This is a genomic window from Conexibacter sp. JCM 18997 (assembly GCF_055391915.1).
In genome coordinates, this window is the sequence record NZ_AP043885.1 from 622,879 (window position 1) to 639,177 (window position 16,299).

Annotated in this window: 14 protein-coding genes; 9 read left to right on the forward strand and 5 right to left on the reverse strand. The window is 74.0% G+C overall.

Translation table 11 applies throughout. The annotated features are described in order from the left end of the window. The first annotated feature begins 24 nt into the window (after positions 1–24). A complete protein-coding gene (locus tag ACZ5UI_RS03255) occupies positions 25–1,716 on the forward strand; it encodes an NAD(P)/FAD-dependent oxidoreductase (protein ID WP_464194168.1) in 1,692 nt (563 codons plus the stop codon). Positions 1,717–1,721: 5 nt separating this feature from the next. Next, entirely contained in the window at positions 1,722–3,065 is a 1,344-nt protein-coding gene (locus ACZ5UI_RS03260; protein WP_464194170.1) for an adenylate/guanylate cyclase domain-containing protein, read from the forward strand. Here the strand turns inward: ACZ5UI_RS03260 and ACZ5UI_RS03265 are convergent. Further along, positions 3,062–3,682 (reverse strand): alpha/beta hydrolase family protein, encoded by a 621-nt coding sequence (locus ACZ5UI_RS03265; protein ID WP_464194172.1) that lies wholly within the window; start codon positions 3,680–3,682, stop codon positions 3,062–3,064. The two genes, ACZ5UI_RS03260 and ACZ5UI_RS03265, sit on opposite strands and share 4 nt — an antisense overlap. Before the next feature lie 26 nt (positions 3,683–3,708). On the opposite strand from ACZ5UI_RS03265, the gene ligD (ACZ5UI_RS03270) reads away from it, so the two are divergent. Genes ligD (ACZ5UI_RS03270) through ACZ5UI_RS03280 form a run of 3 tightly spaced genes read left to right on the forward strand, consistent with a single transcriptional unit; the run spans position 3,709 to position 7,124 of the window. After that, positions 3,709–4,668, forward strand: coding sequence for a non-homologous end-joining DNA ligase (gene ligD / locus ACZ5UI_RS03270; protein WP_464194174.1), 960 nt, complete (start codon positions 3,709–3,711; stop codon positions 4,666–4,668). Further along, positions 4,665–5,555, forward strand: a complete 891-nt coding sequence (gene ligD, locus ACZ5UI_RS03275; RefSeq protein WP_464194176.1) for a non-homologous end-joining DNA ligase — start codon at positions 4,665–4,667, stop codon at positions 5,553–5,555. Before ligD (ACZ5UI_RS03270) ends, ligD (ACZ5UI_RS03275) begins: the two co-directional genes overlap by 4 nt. A 33-nt stretch (positions 5,556–5,588) precedes the next feature. Beyond that, on the forward strand, positions 5,589–7,124 hold the full coding sequence (locus tag ACZ5UI_RS03280; protein ID WP_464194178.1) for a catalase: 1,536 nt from the start codon (positions 5,589–5,591) through the stop codon (positions 7,122–7,124). Positions 7,125–7,134: 10 nt separating this feature from the next. On the opposite strand, the gene ACZ5UI_RS03285 is transcribed toward ACZ5UI_RS03280, so the two are convergent. Beyond that, a complete protein-coding gene (locus tag ACZ5UI_RS03285; RefSeq protein WP_464194180.1) occupies positions 7,135–8,034 on the reverse strand; it encodes a type IV toxin-antitoxin system AbiEi family antitoxin domain-containing protein in 900 nt (299 codons plus the stop codon). Positions 8,035–8,071: 37 nt separating this feature from the next. After that, on the reverse strand, positions 8,072–9,079 hold the full coding sequence (locus tag ACZ5UI_RS03290) for a M48 family metallopeptidase (protein ID WP_464194182.1): 1,008 nt from the start codon (positions 9,077–9,079) through the stop codon (positions 8,072–8,074). A 66-nt stretch (positions 9,080–9,145) separates the two neighbouring features. On the opposite strand from ACZ5UI_RS03290, the gene ACZ5UI_RS03295 reads away from it, so the two are divergent. The 4 genes from ACZ5UI_RS03295 to ACZ5UI_RS03310 are packed head-to-tail and all read left to right on the forward strand — an operon-like array spanning position 9,146 to position 12,866. Beyond that, positions 9,146–9,655 carry an HNH endonuclease gene (locus ACZ5UI_RS03295; RefSeq protein WP_464194184.1) on the forward strand — a complete coding sequence of 170 codons (510 nt, stop codon included), beginning with the start codon at positions 9,146–9,148 and terminating at the stop codon, positions 9,653–9,655. Positions 9,656–9,664: 9 nt separating this feature from the next. Continuing rightward, on the forward strand, positions 9,665–10,771 hold the full coding sequence (locus ACZ5UI_RS03300; protein WP_464194186.1) for a hypothetical protein: 1,107 nt from the start codon (positions 9,665–9,667) through the stop codon (positions 10,769–10,771). Further along, positions 10,756–11,487 carry an NAD(P)-dependent oxidoreductase gene (locus ACZ5UI_RS03305; RefSeq protein WP_464194188.1) on the forward strand — a complete coding sequence of 244 codons (732 nt, stop codon included), beginning with the start codon at positions 10,756–10,758 and terminating at the stop codon, positions 11,485–11,487. The genes ACZ5UI_RS03300 and ACZ5UI_RS03305 overlap by 16 nt, the downstream gene beginning before the upstream one ends. Positions 11,488–11,498: 11 nt before the next feature. Then, complete coding sequence (locus ACZ5UI_RS03310; RefSeq protein ID WP_464194190.1) at positions 11,499–12,866, forward strand: acetyl-CoA carboxylase biotin carboxylase subunit; 1,368 nt, start codon at positions 11,499–11,501, stop codon at positions 12,864–12,866. Here the strand turns inward: ACZ5UI_RS03310 and ACZ5UI_RS03315 are convergent. Together ACZ5UI_RS03315 and ACZ5UI_RS03320 are read right to left on the reverse strand one after the other, a co-directional pair. After that, positions 12,833–15,091 (reverse strand): M14 family zinc carboxypeptidase, encoded by a 2,259-nt coding sequence (locus ACZ5UI_RS03315; protein WP_464194192.1) that lies wholly within the window; start codon positions 15,089–15,091, stop codon positions 12,833–12,835. The two genes, ACZ5UI_RS03310 and ACZ5UI_RS03315, sit on opposite strands and share 34 nt — an antisense overlap. A gap of 59 nt (positions 15,092–15,150) precedes the next feature. Continuing rightward, the gene (locus ACZ5UI_RS03320) at positions 15,151–16,275 is read right to left on the reverse strand and encodes a 5-methyltetrahydropteroyltriglutamate--homocysteine S-methyltransferase (RefSeq protein ID WP_464194194.1); all 1,125 of its coding nucleotides are present in this window, start codon (positions 16,273–16,275) and stop codon (positions 15,151–15,153) included. Between the last annotated feature and the right edge of the window lie 24 nt (positions 16,276–16,299).

Sequence of the window (16,299 nt, forward strand, 5' to 3'; positions counted from 1 at the left end):
CGCGCACGCGCCAGCGTGCGCCCCATGACGACGACCACCGCTCCCGTTCTGCTGGTGCTCGACGACGACGCCGCGGCCCTCGGCCGCACCGTCGCCGAGCTGGACCGCCGCTACGCCTCCGACTACGAGATCGTGGGCGAGCGCTCACCCGGCGCCGCGCTCGACGCGCTCGCGCACTGGCGCGACGCCGGTCGCGAGGTCGCGCTCGTGCTGGCCGACCAGTGGCTGCCCGGCCTGCACGGCGCCGACTTCCTGGCCCGCGCGGGCGCGCTGGTGCCGCAGGCCAAGCGAGGCCTGCTCGTCGGCTGGGGCATGTGGGGCGACCGCCCGACCGCCGAGGCGATCCTCGGCGCGATGTCGCTGGGGCAGATCGACTACTACGTGCTCAAGCCCTGGCGCGAGCGCGACGAGCAGTTCCACCGCACGATCGCCGAGTTCCTGCACGAGTACGCGCGGGCCAACGGCGCGCTCAAGGAGCTGACGCTCGTCGCGGCGGAGGTCTCGCCGCGGGCGCACGAGCTGCGCGACCTGCTGACGCGCAACGGCGTGCCGCACGCCTACCTGCCGTCCGCGTCCGCGGCCGGCCGCGCGCTCCTGGAGCAGTGCGCGCTGGCCGGCGAGGAGCGGCCGGTGGTCGTGCGCTACGACGGCCAGGCGATGGTCGATCCCTCCAACGCCGAGCTGGCCGGCGTGTATGGCGTCTCCACCGACCTGGCCGGGGATCGCGCGTTCGACCTCGTGGTCCTGGGCGCCGGGCCGGGCGGCCTGGCCGCCGCCGTCTCCGCCGCCTCGGAGGGGCTGCGGACGCTGGTCGTGGAGCGCGAGGCGATCGGCGGGCAGGCCGGTTCGAGCTCGCTGATCCGCAACTACCTCGGCTTCCCGCGCGGGGTCAGCGGGGCCGAGCTGGCCCAGCGCGCCTACCAGCAGGCGTGGGTGTTCGGCGCGCGCTTCGTGCTGATGCGCGAGGCGCTGGCCCTGCACCCGGACGGCGACGGCCACGTGCTCGAGCTGACCGGTGGTCTGGAGGTGCGCGCCCGGGCCGTGGTGCTGGCCAACGGCGTGCGCTACCGGCGGCTGACCGCGCCCGGCCTGCAGGAGCTGGAGGGCGCGGGCGTGTACTACGGCGCCTCGGTCTCCGAGGCGCGGGCGATGGCCGGGCGCCCGGTGTTCGTCGTCGGCGGCGGGAACTCGGCCGGGCAGGCGGCGCTGCACCTGGCCCGCCACGCCGCGCACGTCACGCTCGTCGTCCGCGGTCCGGCGCTGGCCGCGACGATGTCCCAGTACCTGATCGACGAGATCGCCGCGACGGACCGCCTCGAGGTGCGCGTGCAGTCGCGCGTGGTGGGCGCCGACGGCGACGGGCGCCTGCAGCGCATCACGCTGTACGACGACGTCGTCGGGGCCGCCGCGACCCGCGACGCGGCCGGCCTGTTCGTCCTGATCGGGGCGCGCCCACGCACCGACTGGCTGCCGGAGTCGGTGGCCCGCGACCGGTGGGGGTTCGTCCTCACCGGGCACGAGGCCGAGGCGGCGGGCGCGCCCGACGGCACCTGTGCGCTGGAGACCACGCTGCCCGGGGTGTTCGCGGTGGGCGACGTGCGGGCGCAATCGACCAAGCGCGTCGCCTCGGCGGTCGGCGAGGGCTCGGTCGTCGTCAGCCAGGTCCACGACCGCCTCGACCACGCGAGCGCGCCGCTGCTGGCGCAGGGCGGTTGAGCGGCGTGCGCTCGCTCCTTCGCAACGGATCGGTCGCGGTGATGCTGGCGCTGCCGGCCGCCGGGCTGGGGCTGCTCAGCGCGCAGCCGCACCTGGAGATGGTGTGGGAGAACCACCGCGCGCACTTCTGGCTGGTCGCCACCGCGGCCCTGCTCAGCGCGGTGCTCGCCTACGCCACCGATGTCGCCGCCCAGCGCCGCGGCGACGCACGCGTGTGTCTGGTCAGCCTCGCCTTCCTGTCGGCCTCCGGATTCCTGGGCCTGCACGCGCTGGCCACGCCCGGCGTCGTGCTCGACACCTGGAACGCCGGCTTCGCGCTGGCCACGCCCCTGGGCCTGCTCATCGCCGCCGGGTTCGCGGCGTTGTCGACGGTCGACCGCGCCACGATGCGCTGCGCGCACCTGCTGCGCCGGGCGCTTCTCGCGGTGATGCTCCTCTGGGGGACGGCGTCGCTGGCCGACCTGCCGCCGTTTCACGTCACCGACACGCCCGAGCAGCTGTCCGGAGCGCTGGTCGCGCTCGCCGTCCTGGGCTGCGCGCTGTACGGCATCGCGGTCGTGCGCTACGCGCGGCTCGTGCGCCGACGGCCCTCCGCGCTGCTGGTGCTGATGCTGCTGGCCTTCGTCCTGCTGGCCGAGGCGATGGTGGCGATCGCGGTGGCGCGCAACTGGCACACCACCTGGTGGGAGTGGCACGGGCTGATGCTGGCCGCGTTCGCGCTGGTCGGCTGGGGCGCGCACCGGGAGTGGCACGAGGAGCGCTTCAGCGATCTGTACCTGACGCGCACGTCGGCGGGCGAGCGCGAGATCAGCGTGGTGTTCGCCGACCTGCAGGGGTTCACGGCGTTCTCGGAGAACCGCTCGCCGCTGGAGGTCTCCGAGATGCTCAACGCCTACTTCGAGAAGACGGTGCCGCCGGTCGTCCGACATTACGGCGGCGAGATCGACCGCATCATCGGCGACGCGCTGATGGCGACGTTCAACCGTCGCGGCGACCAGCCCGACCACGCGCGCCGAGCGGCCGGAGCGGCGCTGGCCATCCAGCAGGCGGCGGGGCAGGTCGCGGCCGCGCACCCGGACTGGCCACGCTTCCGGGTCGGCGTCAACAGCGGCCCCGCGCTCGTCGGCGTGCTGGGCGCGGGCGGCGGGCGCACGCACACGGTCATCGGCGACGCGGTGAACCTGGCCGCGCGGCTGGAGGCCCAGGCCCCGGTGGGCGGCGTCGCGGTGGGACCGGACACGGCCCGCCAGCTCGATGGCGCCGAGCTGGAGCCGTTGGGGCTGCTGCACGTCAAGGGCCGCGAGGCGCCGGTGGCGGCGCAGCGGCTGCTGGCGCTGGCCGGTCCTTAGACGACCGTGCCCAGCCAGCCGCCGATCGCGGCGGCGATCGCCGGGCGCTCCTTGCGCAGCGCGTGGTCGCCCTCGACGACCACGACCTCGCGGCCGGGCGCGGCGGCGGGCACGCCGAACGGGTCGTTGGCGCCCTGGACGATGAGGATCGGCACGGGGACCGCCTCCAGCTCGGGCAGGCGCGACGGCGCCTGCTCGCCGCTGGCCCGCCGGCGCGCGGGCTGTAGGGGGAAGGCCAGGCAGAGCACGCCGGCCGCACCCGTCGCCTGCGCCGTGCGGCAGGCCACGCGCGCCCCGGAGGAGCGCCCGCCGGTGACCACCGGCAGCCCGGCCAGCTCGTCGGCGCGCAGTGCGGCCAGGACGGCGGCCCAGGCGGTGTCGAGCTGCGCCGCGGGTGCCGCCGACTTGCGCCCGGCCACGCGATAGGGCTGCTCGACCAGGACCACCGACACGCCGAGCTCGACGGCCACCGAGGTGGCCAGCAGCAGGTCGGCCGCGCCGACCCCGCCGCCCGCGCCGTGCCCGAGCACCAGCCCGGCGCGCGGGGCGCCGTCGACGAGGTGCAGGTGCGCCCGGGCCGGGCCGTGTGGCGTCTCGATCTCCCGGGTGGTCGACATCTCCGCGCCAGGGTACGGTGCCGGGCATGGCCGATCCCGCCCTGGACGACGCGCCGCTGGCGCCCGCGCCGGTGAAGGCGGGCGCGATGAAGGCGGTCCTGACCGACGACCGCTTCGACGATCCGGCCTGGATCTACGAGCGCAAGCTCGACGGGATCCGCTGCGTGGCGATCCGCGACGGCGGGGCCACGACGCTCCTGTCGCGCAACGACCTGTCGCTCAACGGGCGCTTCCCCGAGGTGGCCGAGGCGCTCGACGCCCAGGAGGCCAAGCGGTTCGTCGTGGACGGCGAGGTCGTGGCCATCGATCGCGACGGCCAGACGAGCTTCGCCGCGCTGGCCGGGCGCGGGCACCATCCGGTGCCGGTCTACCTGTACGTGTTCGACATCCTGTGGCTCGACGGCCACGACGTGCGCGAGCTGCCGCTGCGCACGCGCAAGCGCCTGCTGCGCGACGCGCTGGCCTACGACGGCGCGCTGCGGCTGACCGCGCATCGCAACGAGCACGGGGTCGCGTTCTTCGAGGAGGCCTGCCGCGAGGGCTGGGAGGGCGTCATCGCCAAACGGGCCGACAGCCCGTACCGCGAGACGCGCTCCAAGGACTGGCTGAAGTTCCAGTGCGCGCAGGGCCAGGAGCTGGTCATCGGCGGCTTCACCGCGCCGCAGGGCGCGCGCACCGACTTCGGTGCGCTGCTGCTCGGCGTCTACGACGGCGACGCGCTCGTCTACGCCGGCAAGGTCGGCACCGGGTTCGACACCGAGACCTTGCACGAGCTCGGCGCGCGCCTGAACCAGCTGGCCCGGCAGACCGCCCCGTTCGCGGACGCCGCGGGCATCAAGGAGCGCCATGTCACCTGGGTCACGCCCCAGCTGGTCGCCCAGGTCGGGTTCACCGAATGGACGCGCGACGGGCGCCTGCGCCATCCGCGCTTCCTCGGCCTGCGCGAGGACAAGGCGGCACGCGACGTCGTCCGGGAGCACACGTGAGCGAGCCGGAGACGATCCGGGTCGGTCGGCGCTCGATCGCCATCACCCATCCCGAGAAGAACCTGTTCGGCGATCCGCCGATCAGCAAGCTCGATCTGGCCCGCCACTACGACGCGGTGGCCGAGGCGATGGTGCCGCTGGTGCGCGATCGGCCGCTGGCCCTGCAGACCTTCCCGGGCGGCATCGACGGCAAGGGCTTCTTCGTGAAGAAGATCCCCTCGCACTTCCCCGACTGGATCGCCCGCGCCGAGGTCGACAAGGAGGGCGGCACGAACGTCCAGGTGCTGCCCAACGACGCGGCCACGCTGGTGTTCCTGGCCGGGCAGAACGTGATCACGCCGCACGTGTGGCTGTCGCGCTACGACCAGCCCCACCAGCCGGACCGCCTGATCCTCGACTTCGACCCATCGCCCGGGGCGACGTTCGCCGACGTCCGCGCCGCCGCCCGCGCGGCCGGAGAGCGACTGCGCGACGCGGGCCTGGTCACCTTCGCGATGGTCACCGGCTCGCGCGGGATCCACGTCACCTGCCCGTTGCGCCGGGGGCCGGACTTCGGCGCGGTGCACGCCTACGCGCGCACGGTGGCCGAGGCGATGGTCGAAGACGACCCCGACCATCTGACGCTGCAGTGGCGCAAGGCCGATCGCGGCGCGCGCATCTACGTCGACATCAACCGCATCAACTACGCCCAGCACGCGGTCGCGCCCTATGGCGTGCGGCCGCTCCCGGGCGCGCCGGTGGCCATGCCCATCCACTGGGCCGAGCTCGACGATCCCCAGCTCGCGCCGGGCCGCTGGACGGTGCAGGACGCGGCCGCCCGGCTCACCTCCGAGGGCGACGCCTGGAAGGGCATCGCCCGGCGCGCGCGCAAGCTGCCGTCGGCCTGAGTGGAGGCCTGCCGCGCGGGGTAGCGCGGGGGCATGACCGATCCCCGTCGCCCGCACACCACGACCGACTCGGGCATCCCTGCCGCCAGCGACGAGCACTCGCTGACCGTCGGCCCGGCCGGTCCGATCGCCCTGCACGACCACTACGTCGTGCAGAAGATGCAGCACTTCAACCGCGAGCGCGTGCCCGAGCGCGTCGTCCACGCCAAGGGCGGCGGCGCGCACGGCTTCTTCGAGGTGACCAACGACGTCACCGAGTTCACCAAGGCCGCGTTCCTGGGGAGCGTCGGCCAGCGCACCGACATGTTCGCCCGCTTCTCGACGGTGGCCGGCGAGCAGGGCTTCCCCGACACGGTCCGCGACCCGCGCGGCTTCGCGCTGAAGTTCTACACCGAGGACGGGAACTTCGACATGGTCGGCAACAACACGCCGGTCTTCTTCGTGCGGGATCCGTCGAAGTTCCAGGACTTCATCCACAGCCAGAAGCGGCTGCCCGACACCGGCCTGCGCTCCAACGAGATCCAGTGGGACTTCTGGACGCTGTCGCCCGAGAGCGCGCACCAGGTGACGATCCTCATGTCCGACCGGGGCATCCCGGCGACGTGGCGCAACATGCACGGCTTCTCCAGCCACACGTACTCGTGGATCAACGCGGGCGGCGAGCGCTTCTGGGTCAAGTACCACGTGCGCACCAACCAGGGCATCGCCAACCTGACCGACGACGAGGCGGCCGCGATGGCCGGGGAGGACGGCGACCACCATCGCCGCGACCTGCACCAGGCGATCGCCTCCGGCGACGCGCCGGAGTGGACGTTCTCCGTCCAGGTGATGCCGTTCGCCGACGCCGCCGACTACCGCTTCAACCCGTTCGACCTGACCAAGGTGTGGCCCAAGAGCGACTACCCGCTGATCGAGGTCGGGCGGATGGTGCTGGACCGCAATCCCGAGAACTTCTTCGCCGAGGTCGAGCAGGCCAGCTTCAACCCGTCCAACCTCGTGCCCGGCACGGGCCTGTCGCCCGACCGGATGCTGATGGGCCGCATCTTCAGCTACCACGACACGCACCTGCACCGCATCGGCCCCAACTACGAGCAGCTGCCGATCAACCGCCCGCAGTGCCCGGTCCACTCCTACAACAAGGACGGGCACATGACCTACCACCACAGCGGCGACCAGCCCGTGTACGCGCCCAACTCGTTCGGCGGCCCGGAGGCCGATCCGGCGCGGGCGAGCGAGTTCGGGTGGGACGTCGAGGCGGGCGAGCTGGCCCGCACCGCGTACGCGAAGCATCGCGACGACGACGACTTCGGCCAGCCGGGCACGCTGGTGCGCGAGGTGATGGACGACACCGAGCGCGGGGCGCTGGTCGACAACATCGTCGGGCACGCGTCCGCCGACGAGGTCTCCACGCCGATGCAGCTGCGCGTGATCGCCTACTGGACGCGGGTGGACCCGCAGCTCGGCGCGCGCGTGGCCGCCGGCCTGGGCCTCTCTGACGGCGCCGCGCCGCCGGAGGCCGAGATGCGCGCCGCCCAGGAGCTGGTCGACGCGCGGGCGGGAACGGCCTAGAGGGCACGAGTCAGCTTCGGAGGTAGGTGGTCAGGCAGTCGACGACCCAGTCGGGGTCGTTGACGACCTGGCGCCAGGTGAAGCGGCTGGTGGTCCAGCCGTGGGCCAGGAGGTTGTTGTCGCGGCGGGTGTCGCGTTCGGGGTCGTGGTACTCGCGGCCGTCGAGCTCGGCGATGTGGTGGGCGGGGCGCCAGAGGAGGTCGACTTCGTAGCCGTGGAGCCTGGTGTTGACCTCGGGCTTGGGGAGGCGTGCTCTGGTGATGAGCTTCAGGGCGCGGCGTTCGAGCTCTGATCTGGTCAGGACGTCCTGGGGGCGGGTGATCAGCAGCGCTTGGTTGAGTGGCTTGAGCCCGCGGCGGCCTGGGGACTGCTTGATCATCGAGGACATCAGCGTCGGGCGGAGCTGGCGGGTGTTGGTGGCCTGGTCGATGGCCTGGACGAGTTGATCGACGGTGAGGACCTCGGCGAGGTCCAGCAGGGTGCGGGCGATCTTGGTGACGCGGATGCCGTCGACGGTCATGGTGTCGCCGGGGTGGAGGCGTCCGGCGTGGGTGTCGATGCCCGGCGCGCCGCGTCGGCGGATGCCGTTGCTGGTGATCGCAGGGCGGTCGCCGTCGGTCCAGATGCCCCACAGGGCCGCGGCGGAGCGGTGCGACAGGGCGGCCTCGTTGCCGCCCGACAGGACGGCGGCGGCCCAGCATCCGCGTTGGGTGAGACCGGGGTGGCCGACGGCGTAGACGCCGCGATGGACGCGGTGCAGCCAGCCCGCGGCGACGCGCCTGTCGATCTCGGTCTGTGAAAGGCCGGCGGAGGCGAGTTGCGCGTGGCTGATCGCGCCGTGCTGGCGGGCCGCGACCCACGCGACCTGCGCGTCCTTCGGAAGCGACGTGGTCGCTGTTAGACGTCTCATGGACGTCTAAGGGCGATCACGTCGCCCTTTCGCCCCCCTAGGGGGTGTCGTCGTCGTCGTCGCTGCGGCGCTGGCGGTTGAGCCAGTCGCCGAGCTGTTGTCCGACCTCCGAGATCGAGGAGCCGGCCTGGGCGAAGGCGTCGCCGACGCGGGCGCTGTAGTGGTCGCGGGCGGCCTCGGCCTCCTCGCGCAGGGGCGGCTCCTGGCCCAGGCGGATGTACTCGCCGGCGATGATGCGGTCGTACTCGCCTGAGCGCACCCAGGCCAGCAGCTGGTTGACACGACGGACCGGCATCGGGTGCGTGAGGCGGAGGTCCTGGATCATCCGGGTGAGCTTGTCCAGGCCCATGCCGCCCTCGTCGTAGTCCATCGCCTGGGCGACGAACGCGTCGAGGTTGAGCTTGTCGGCCTGCTCGCCGGCGGCGATCGTCATCAGCGTGCGGCACACCTGCTGGGGATCGCGCGTGACCAGCGCGGCCGCGCGGTCGCAGCTCAGCTCCGCGCCGCGGAACCACTCCAGCAGCGCCAGCTGGATGGCCATCAGCGGCAGGCCGGCCAGGAAGGGCAGGCGAGCGACGGAGGTGCCGAGCTGGAGCAGGATGATCAGCGCGGTCTGGTAGAGCACGTGGCCGGAGTGCACGTGGGCGGCCTCGTGGGCCAACACGACGCGGTGGCCATCGGCGGGCAGGATCCGCACCAGCTCCGAGTTGAGCACCACGACGGGGTTGGTGGTCCCGAACGTCATCGCGTTGGCGATGGGGATCTGCGTCATGTACAGGTCCGGCACGTCGTCGATGTCCAGGACGTTGAACACCTCGCGGTGCAGCACCCAGATGTGCGGGAGCTGCTCCTGGCCCAGGCGCACGCTGGCGCCGAGCGACGCCGCCCGCAACGCACGCTCGTACCCCAGCGCGATCAGCTTCTTGACCACCTCGTCGAGGTAGGGGACCTTCTGCAGCGCTGCGGTGGCGGCGCGATCGGCCGGGTGCTGGTAGCTGCGCGGCGACAGGTCGTCGAGCTTCCACGCGCGCTCAGGGACGCTCATGCCCGCCAACGGTAATGCACGCGCGCTGTCATCCCGTCAACAGCGCCACATAGCGTCGCGGGAATGTTGCGAGAGGTCACAGACGCCGGCTTCGCGCGCCGCCGCTGGCGCTGGGAGCTGCAGCTGGGCGGCGCGCCGGTCGGCCTGACCTGGAGCGGCCGCGCGGTGGCCGAGCTGCAGGCCCGCGCGGCGGTCGCGCCCGCGGTGCTGCTGCGCCGGGGCGAGCGCGCCCTGTGGTGGTTCGAGGACCGCTTCTGGTGGGCCGACGACGACCTGCACGGCGGCGACGTCCTCGCGCTCGTGCGCGAGCGGGAGCGCCGGGGCCGCCGGCGCCTGGAGCGCGCCCACGCCGCGCTGGCCGGCGAAGAGCGCCCGCGCCGGCGGGACATCGTGCCCCGCCCGGTCCGCCAGGCCGTGTGGGAGCGCGACGGCGGGCGCTGCGTGGCCTGCGGCGCGGACTTCGAGCTGCAGTTCGACCACGTGATCCCGGTGGCCTTCGGCGGCGCCTCCACCGTCGAGAACCTGCAGGTCCTGTGTGGGCCGTGCAATCGGACGAAGGGCGCGGCGCTCGGGTAGAACTGCGCGATGGACACCGGAGCGGTGATCGTGGTCGGCGCCGTCGGGATCGGCGTCTTGGGCACCTGGGTGGCCGCCGCCCGCGGCGGTGTGCGCGAGCTCGTCCGCGCCCGCCGCGTGCGCCGGCGAGCACGCCGCGCGACGGCCACGGCCCTGGACGCCGCGCTGACGGACCCGACGTTCGAGCCGGGCCGGATCCGCGACGACGTGGCCGCGCTGTTGCGGCTGGCCGAGCAGGGCGACGCCGACGCGATGCGATGGACGCCCGAGCTGGGCGCCTGGGCGGCCGAACGCCGCATGTTCCTGGGCCCGGGGTTCCGCGTCGACCCCCGGCTCCGTGTGGACGTCCTCCAGGTCGTCAACCGTGAGGGGGAGGACGAGGACCGCGTCGTCGTGCGCGTGCGCTGGCGGGCGCGATACGAGCAGGGTGGGCACGAGAGGCTCGACGAGCGGTGGATGCTCGGCCGGCGCGCGGGCGTCTGGCTGCTGCTGGCCGCTCACGGCGATCCGCGCGCCACGGAGCTGCTCGAGTCACCGCTGATCGCCGCTCCCGACGTCGACGAGGCCGAGCTGCGGCGCGCCGGCCTGGGCGAGGTGGCTGCCCTCGACGCCCACGCGTCCGTGCCGCCCACCGGAGGTGAGCGAACGCTGTTGGAGGCCGCGGCGCTGGATGCTCGGTTCATGCCCGACCTCATCGGCGCGACGCTCGCGCGGCTGGTCGACGACTGGAGCCAGGCCACCCGTGGGCAGCCGGCCGCGCTGAACCGGCGCGTACTGGCTGCGGCGGCCGAACCCATGCTGCGCGTCGGCGATGGTCGGCGCGTGCTCGACGACGCGCTGCTGGAGCGCTGGTCCTGCATGGCGATCGACCGTGACGCGGTGCCGCCGAGGATCACCATCGAGCTGACGGTCAGCGCGGCCCAGCAGATCCGCTACACCGACGCGCCGACCCGCGGCAGCGCGCGGGCGCGCAGGACGCTGAGGGTGTACTGGACGCTGTCCGTCATCGGGCCACCAGAGGATCCGTGGAGGCTCGTCGCCTCCGCGGAAGCGCCAGAATCCCACGCATGGCAACCATTGGGCTTGCCCATCCAGGTGAGATGGGGGCGGCGGTAGGGGCGGCCCTGACCGGCGCGGGCCACGAGGTGCTGTGGGCGTCGTCCGGCCGGTCGCCGCAGACCGCGCGGCGGGCCGAACAGGCCGGCCTGATCGACGTGGGCGACCTCGCTGCCGTGCTGGCCCGGGCGGAGGTGACCTTCAGCATCGTGCCGCCGCACGCGGCGATCGAGACCGCGCAGGCCGCGCGTGACTACGCCGGCACGTGGGTCGACGCCAACGCGATCGCGCCCGCCACCGCGCGCGCCGTGGCGGCGGCGGCAGCGCACTACGTGGACGGCGGCATCGTCGGCCCGCCGCCCACGCGCGCCGGCACGACCCGCCTGTTCCTGTCGGGCGAGGGCGAGGGCGAGGGCCCGGCGCGCATCGCCGAGCTGTTCGCCGGCACCCGCCTGGAGACGGTCGACCTCGGCCCCGACCCGACCGCGGCCAGCGCGCTGAAGATGGCCTACGCGGCCTGGACGAAGGGCTCGATCGCGCTGCTGCTGGCCACGCGCGAGCTGGCCGAGCGACTCGGGATCGGCGAGGCGCTGATCGCCGAGCAGGCCCGCTCGCAACCCGGCCTGGACGAGCGCTGGGCCGCGGGGCGCGCGTCGGCCGAGCGCAAGGGCTGGCGCTGGGTCGGCGAGATGGAGGAGATCGCCCGGACGTTCGCCGCCGCCGGCCTGCCCGAGGGGTTCCATCGCGCCGCCGCCGACGTGTACCGCGAGGGGTAGATTCCCGCCCCATGAGGAGGGTCCTGATCGCCAACCGGGGCGAGATTGCGGTGCGCATCCTGCGCGCGTGCGTCGACGAGGGGCTGGAGACGGTCGTCGCGGTCTCCGAGGCCGACCGCGACAGCCTGGCCGCCCAGCTGGCCGATCGCACCGTATGCATCGGGCCGGCCAGCCCGCAGCACTCCTACCTCGACATCGGCCGGCTGGTGGCCGCCGCCGACGCGACCGGCTGCGACGCGCTGCACCCCGGCTACGGCTTCGTCTCCGAGCGCCCGGAGCTGCCCGAGGCCTGCGCCGCCGCGGGCATCACCTTCGTCGGGCCCTCGGCGGAGACGATGCGCCGGGCCGGCGACAAGGCCACGGCCCGGGCGCTGGCCCGCGAGCTGGGCATCGCCGTGGGCGACGGCTCGGACGTCCTGGACGACGTCGCCGCCGCCGGGCGCCTGGCCCAGGAGATCGGCTACCCCGTGCTGCTCAAGGCGTCGGCGGGCGGCGGCGGGCGCGGGATGCGCCGCGTCGACGAGCCCGACCAGCTGGCCGCGGCGTGGGGCGCGGCCAGCGCCGAGGCGCAGGCCGCGTTCGGCGACGGCCGCCTGTTCCTGGAGCGCTACGTGCGCCGGGCCCGCCACATCGAGGTGCAGATCCTGGCCGACGGGCCCGGCCGCGCGATCCACCTGGGCGACCGCGACTGCACGCTGCAGCGCCGCTACCAGAAGCTGGTGGAGGAGGGCCCCGCGAGTGGCCTGCCCGGCGCGCTGCAGGAGGAGATCCGGGCCGCCGCCGTGACCTTGATCGGCGCGCTGGACTACCGCGGCGCCGCGACCTGCGAGTTCCTCGTCGACGCCGAGCGCGGCACCTGGTCCTTCCTGGAGGTCAACGCGCGCCTGCAGGTCGAGCACCCGGTCACCGAGCTGGTCACGGGCGTCGACATCGTGCGCGAGCAGCTGCGCATCGCCGCCGGCGACGGCCTGTCGCTCGCCCAGTCCGAGGTGCGCCTGCGCGGCCACGCGATCGAGGCGCGCATCAACGCCGAGCGCCCGCGCGACGGCTTCGCGCCCAGCCCCGGCCGCCTCGAGCGCTGGGCGGCGCCGGTCGGCAGCTACGTGCGCGTCGACACCGCCTGCTTCCCCGGTTGGACGGTCGCGCCCTGGTACGACTCGCTGCTGGCCAAGCTGATCGCCTGGGGCGAGGACCGGGCCACCGCGCTGGCGCGCCTGCGCGGCGCGCTGGACCACCTGCGGGTCGAGGGCGTGGAGACGACCGCGCCGTTCGTGGCCGAGCTGCTCGATCACCCCGACGTGATCGCCGGCGACGTGCACACCCGCTGGATCGAGGACGAGCTCCTCTACCGGCAGGCCGCGCCGACGTCGACGCGCTGACCGCGCGCCACGAGCACCGCTGTCGACCCCACGGCCCGACCACCCACACGGCAGGTGAGCGTCCACCGCTCGGGCGTCGCGGCCACCGGCGCGCTCGGGCCCGCGAACGTGATCTGCCCGTTGAACGCCTTGTCGGTGGACGCGTAGTCGACCACGCGCGCGACGTAGGTGCCGGCGGGCAGCGGTGAGTTGACCGGATCGCCGACCAGCTCGGCCTGCTCCCACGTCGTGTCCGCCTGGCCCGACGCGCCCATGAGCGTCTCCGTCCCGTCGGCCGCCACGCGGAACACGTACAGGTCGAAGTCGTTGGCCGCGTTGGCCCAGGCGATGCGGACCGTCGCGCGCGCGTCGTCCTCGCCCGGCGCGATCGTGAACGGGAAGTCGGCGCGGGCGCTGGCCGGGGCGTCGCTGGCGCCGGGCTGGGTGTAGGTGAACGAGGTCGTGGTGCCCGGGGAGGCGAACGCCACCGGCGCGGTCGTCGGCCCGGTCGCCGAGCGGCCGGGACGACCCATGGCGGCCGGGCGCGTCGACGGGTTGGCGTGGAAGGCGAAGCGGCCCGAGCCGCCGATGCGCAGCGTCGAGTGCAGCCGGTCGAGGAAGGTCAGCGCCGGCCCGGCCAGCCCGTCGGACCGCAGCACCGGGGACGTCGACGTGTGGAACTCCCGCGACAGCTCGATCGTCGCGCCGCGCGGCCCGCGCCCGTCGATGATCGAGTGGTTGGCCGGATCCGCGGTCCAGGCCAGCGCGCGCAGGAACCCCTCGCGCAGCCCGGGATAGGCGGCCACCGTCTGGGCGAAGGGCGGGTGGAAGGCGATCAGCCCGGTGGGGTCATCGGCCTGGTCGGCGCCGATCTCGGCCGTGAAGGCCAGGCCGCCGGTCGACCAGTAGGACCAGTCCTCCATCGCACCGGTCGTGTCGTACAGGTCGTAGGCGGGCTCGCTGTGCAGGTCCGCGGGCGCGGCGATCGCGTCGCCCAGGCGCTTGAGCGCGTCCGCGTCGGGTGGTGCCTGGTCGCGCAGGCTGGGCGGGCGCAGCAGCAGGTTGCCGTAGGTGTGGTTGGAGAGCGCGACCGTCACCTGGCGCCCCTCGATCAGCTCGTGGATGTTCTGCGACTCGGCCTCGGAGAACGGGCCGGCGCCGCGGTACGCGTCGTCGGTCGGGTCCACGCTGGCACCCGGGCCGCCCCAGAAGCCGCCGTAGTTGCGGTTCGGATCGACGCCGAGGCGGGCGTTGGCCGCCGCCTCGCACTGCCCCGGCCTGGGCACCTGGCCGTCGACCACGCGGCAGTTCTTGCGTTTGAACTCGAACGTGCCGGCGACCGTGCGCGACAGGAAGAACCCGTCCGGGTTGACCACCGGGACGGCGATCACCCGCGCCTTGGCCAGCAGGCCGCGCACCCGCGGGTCCTTGCGCTCCAGCGACTGCACGAGGTCCATCGCCCACTCCATCGTCACCTCGCCCGACGGCCACTCGCGCGAGTGGTGCAGGCCGGTGATGAGCATCACCGGCCGCCCGTCGCTGCGGCGCACGTCGCGGGCGATCTCGACGCCGACGACCGTGCGGCCGATCAGCGTCGAGTGGGGGAGCACGACCTCGCGGACCGAGCCCGGGTGCTCCGTGGCCAGCGCCTTGAGGTCGGCCTCGTAGTCGGGCAGCTGGCGGTAGCTGTGGCGACCGGAGGGCAGGCGCAGGTTGCCCGGCGAGCGCTGTCGCGAGCCCCGCCGGGTCGCGCGGGCCCGCGCGGCGCTGGCCTGCAGGACGTCGGCCTTCTCGGCCCGGCGCGCCACCAGCCGCGCGCGTCGCGAGCTGGCCATCGGCACCAGGGTGGCGGTCAGGTGCACCGCGTGCGACGCGCCGCGCCGGCGGCAGGCCTGCACGGTGACCGGCCCGGCCGCGCTGACCGGCGCCTGGGCCAGGTCCTCGGTGCCGGGCACGGCCGAGCCGCCGAGCGAGTGGCCGGCGGCGTCGAACACGCCCAGGTCCCAGTCGCCGCGCCCGCGGCTGAGGCGCGCGGCCACCAGCGCGTTGGCGGACGCGTCGACGGTGCGCCGCACGATCCCCGGTCCGGAGGCCAGCCGCGCGTGGCAGCGCGCGGTGGTCGCGCCCCGCGTCTGGAGCGTCGACGACAACGGCAGCGGCAGCGCGGCGGCCGAGGCGGGAGCGGCGACGACCAGCGTCCCGGCGATCAGGGCAGGGGCCAGCAGCGGGCGAGGAGCGGCGAGCACGCGGCCACGCTACACGCCGCTCCGCCGCCCCATGCCACCAGTCGACGGATGGCGGGGTGCTAGCCCCACACCTCGGCGGCGACCGCGACGATCAGCTCGAGCTTGGCCTTCTGGTCGTCGCGCGTGAGCTTGTTGCCGTCGGTCGTGGAGGAGAAGCCGCACTGGCCCGACAGGCACAGCTGGTCGAGGTCGATGTACTGCGTGGCCTCGTCGATGCGGCGCTTGAGGTCGTCCTTGGACTCCAGCGCGGCGCGCTTGGTCGTCACCAGCCCGAGCACGACGGTCTTGTCCTTGGGCACGAAGCGCAGCGGCTCGAACGTGCCGGAGCGCTCGTCGTCGTACTCCAGGAAGAAGCCGTCGACGTCGAGGTCGTTGAACAGCGCCTCGGCCACGAAGTCGTACCCGCCGGAGGCGACCCACGAGGAGGCGTGGTTGCCGCGGCACAGGTGCGTCGTGATCGCCATGTCCGCCGGGCGGTCGGCCAGCGAGCGGTTGATGTTGGCGATGTAGGTCTCGTGCTGGTGCTCGGGATCGCCGCCCCGCGAGGCCACGAACGCGCGCTGGTCGGGGTCGTTCATGTAGGCCAGCGAGGTGTCGTCGAGCTGCAGGTAGCGGCAGCCGAGGCCGTGCAGGTTGCTGACCTCCTGGGCGTAGGCGGCCGACAGGTCGTCCCAGAACGCATCCAGGTCCGGGTACAGCTGCTCGTCGATCGCCGCGCGGCCGCCGCGGTAGTGGACCATCGACGGCGAGGGGATCGTCAGCTTGGGCACCTGGCCGTCGGCCACGGTGTCGCGCAGGAACGTGAAGGCGTCGCCGAAGATCGTGCCGTCGAGGCGGACGCGACCGTCGATCTTGGCCGAGGGCGGGTTGAACTCGATGTCGCCCTCCTCGTTGTGGAACTGCACGTGCAGCCCCTCGTCCTCGACCCGGGTGACGCCGCCCAGCGCGTAGATGAAGTCCATGTGCCACGACGCGCGGCGGAACTCGCCGTCGGTGGCGCTGGTCAGGCCGACCTCGCCCTGCAGCGCGACGGCGTCGCGGATCGCCGCGTCCTCGACCGCCGTGAGCTGCTCGGCGTTGATGCGCCCGGCCTGCTGGTCCGCGCGGGCGGCCAGCAGCTCCGGCGGGCGCAGCAGCGAGCCGACGTGGTCGGCGCGATAAGGCGGCCGGGTGCGCTGGGACATGGGTGGTCTCTCCTCCGAAGGGTG

Coding starts and splice junctions, on each gene's coding strand:
- ACZ5UI_RS03255 (WP_464194168.1), top strand. CDS start 25: ATGACGACGACCACCGCTCCCGTTCTGCTGGTGCTCGACGACGACGCC.
- ACZ5UI_RS03265 (WP_464194172.1), bottom strand. CDS start 3,682: ATGTCGACCACCCGGGAGATCGAGACGCCACACGGCCCGGCCCGGGCG.
- ligD (WP_464194174.1), top strand. CDS start 3,709: ATGGCCGATCCCGCCCTGGACGACGCGCCGCTGGCGCCCGCGCCGGTG.
- ACZ5UI_RS03280 (WP_464194178.1), top strand. CDS start 5,589: ATGACCGATCCCCGTCGCCCGCACACCACGACCGACTCGGGCATCCCT.
- ACZ5UI_RS03285 (WP_464194180.1), bottom strand. CDS start 8,034: ATGAGACGTCTAACAGCGACCACGTCGCTTCCGAAGGACGCGCAGGTC.
- ACZ5UI_RS03290 (WP_464194182.1), bottom strand. CDS start 9,079: ATGAGCGTCCCTGAGCGCGCGTGGAAGCTCGACGACCTGTCGCCGCGC.
- ACZ5UI_RS03300 (WP_464194186.1), top strand. CDS start 9,665: ATGGACACCGGAGCGGTGATCGTGGTCGGCGCCGTCGGGATCGGCGTC.
- ACZ5UI_RS03305 (WP_464194188.1), top strand. CDS start 10,756: ATGGGGGCGGCGGTAGGGGCGGCCCTGACCGGCGCGGGCCACGAGGTG.
- ACZ5UI_RS03310 (WP_464194190.1), top strand. CDS start 11,499: ATGAGGAGGGTCCTGATCGCCAACCGGGGCGAGATTGCGGTGCGCATC.
- ACZ5UI_RS03320 (WP_464194194.1), bottom strand. CDS start 16,275: ATGTCCCAGCGCACCCGGCCGCCTTATCGCGCCGACCACGTCGGCTCG.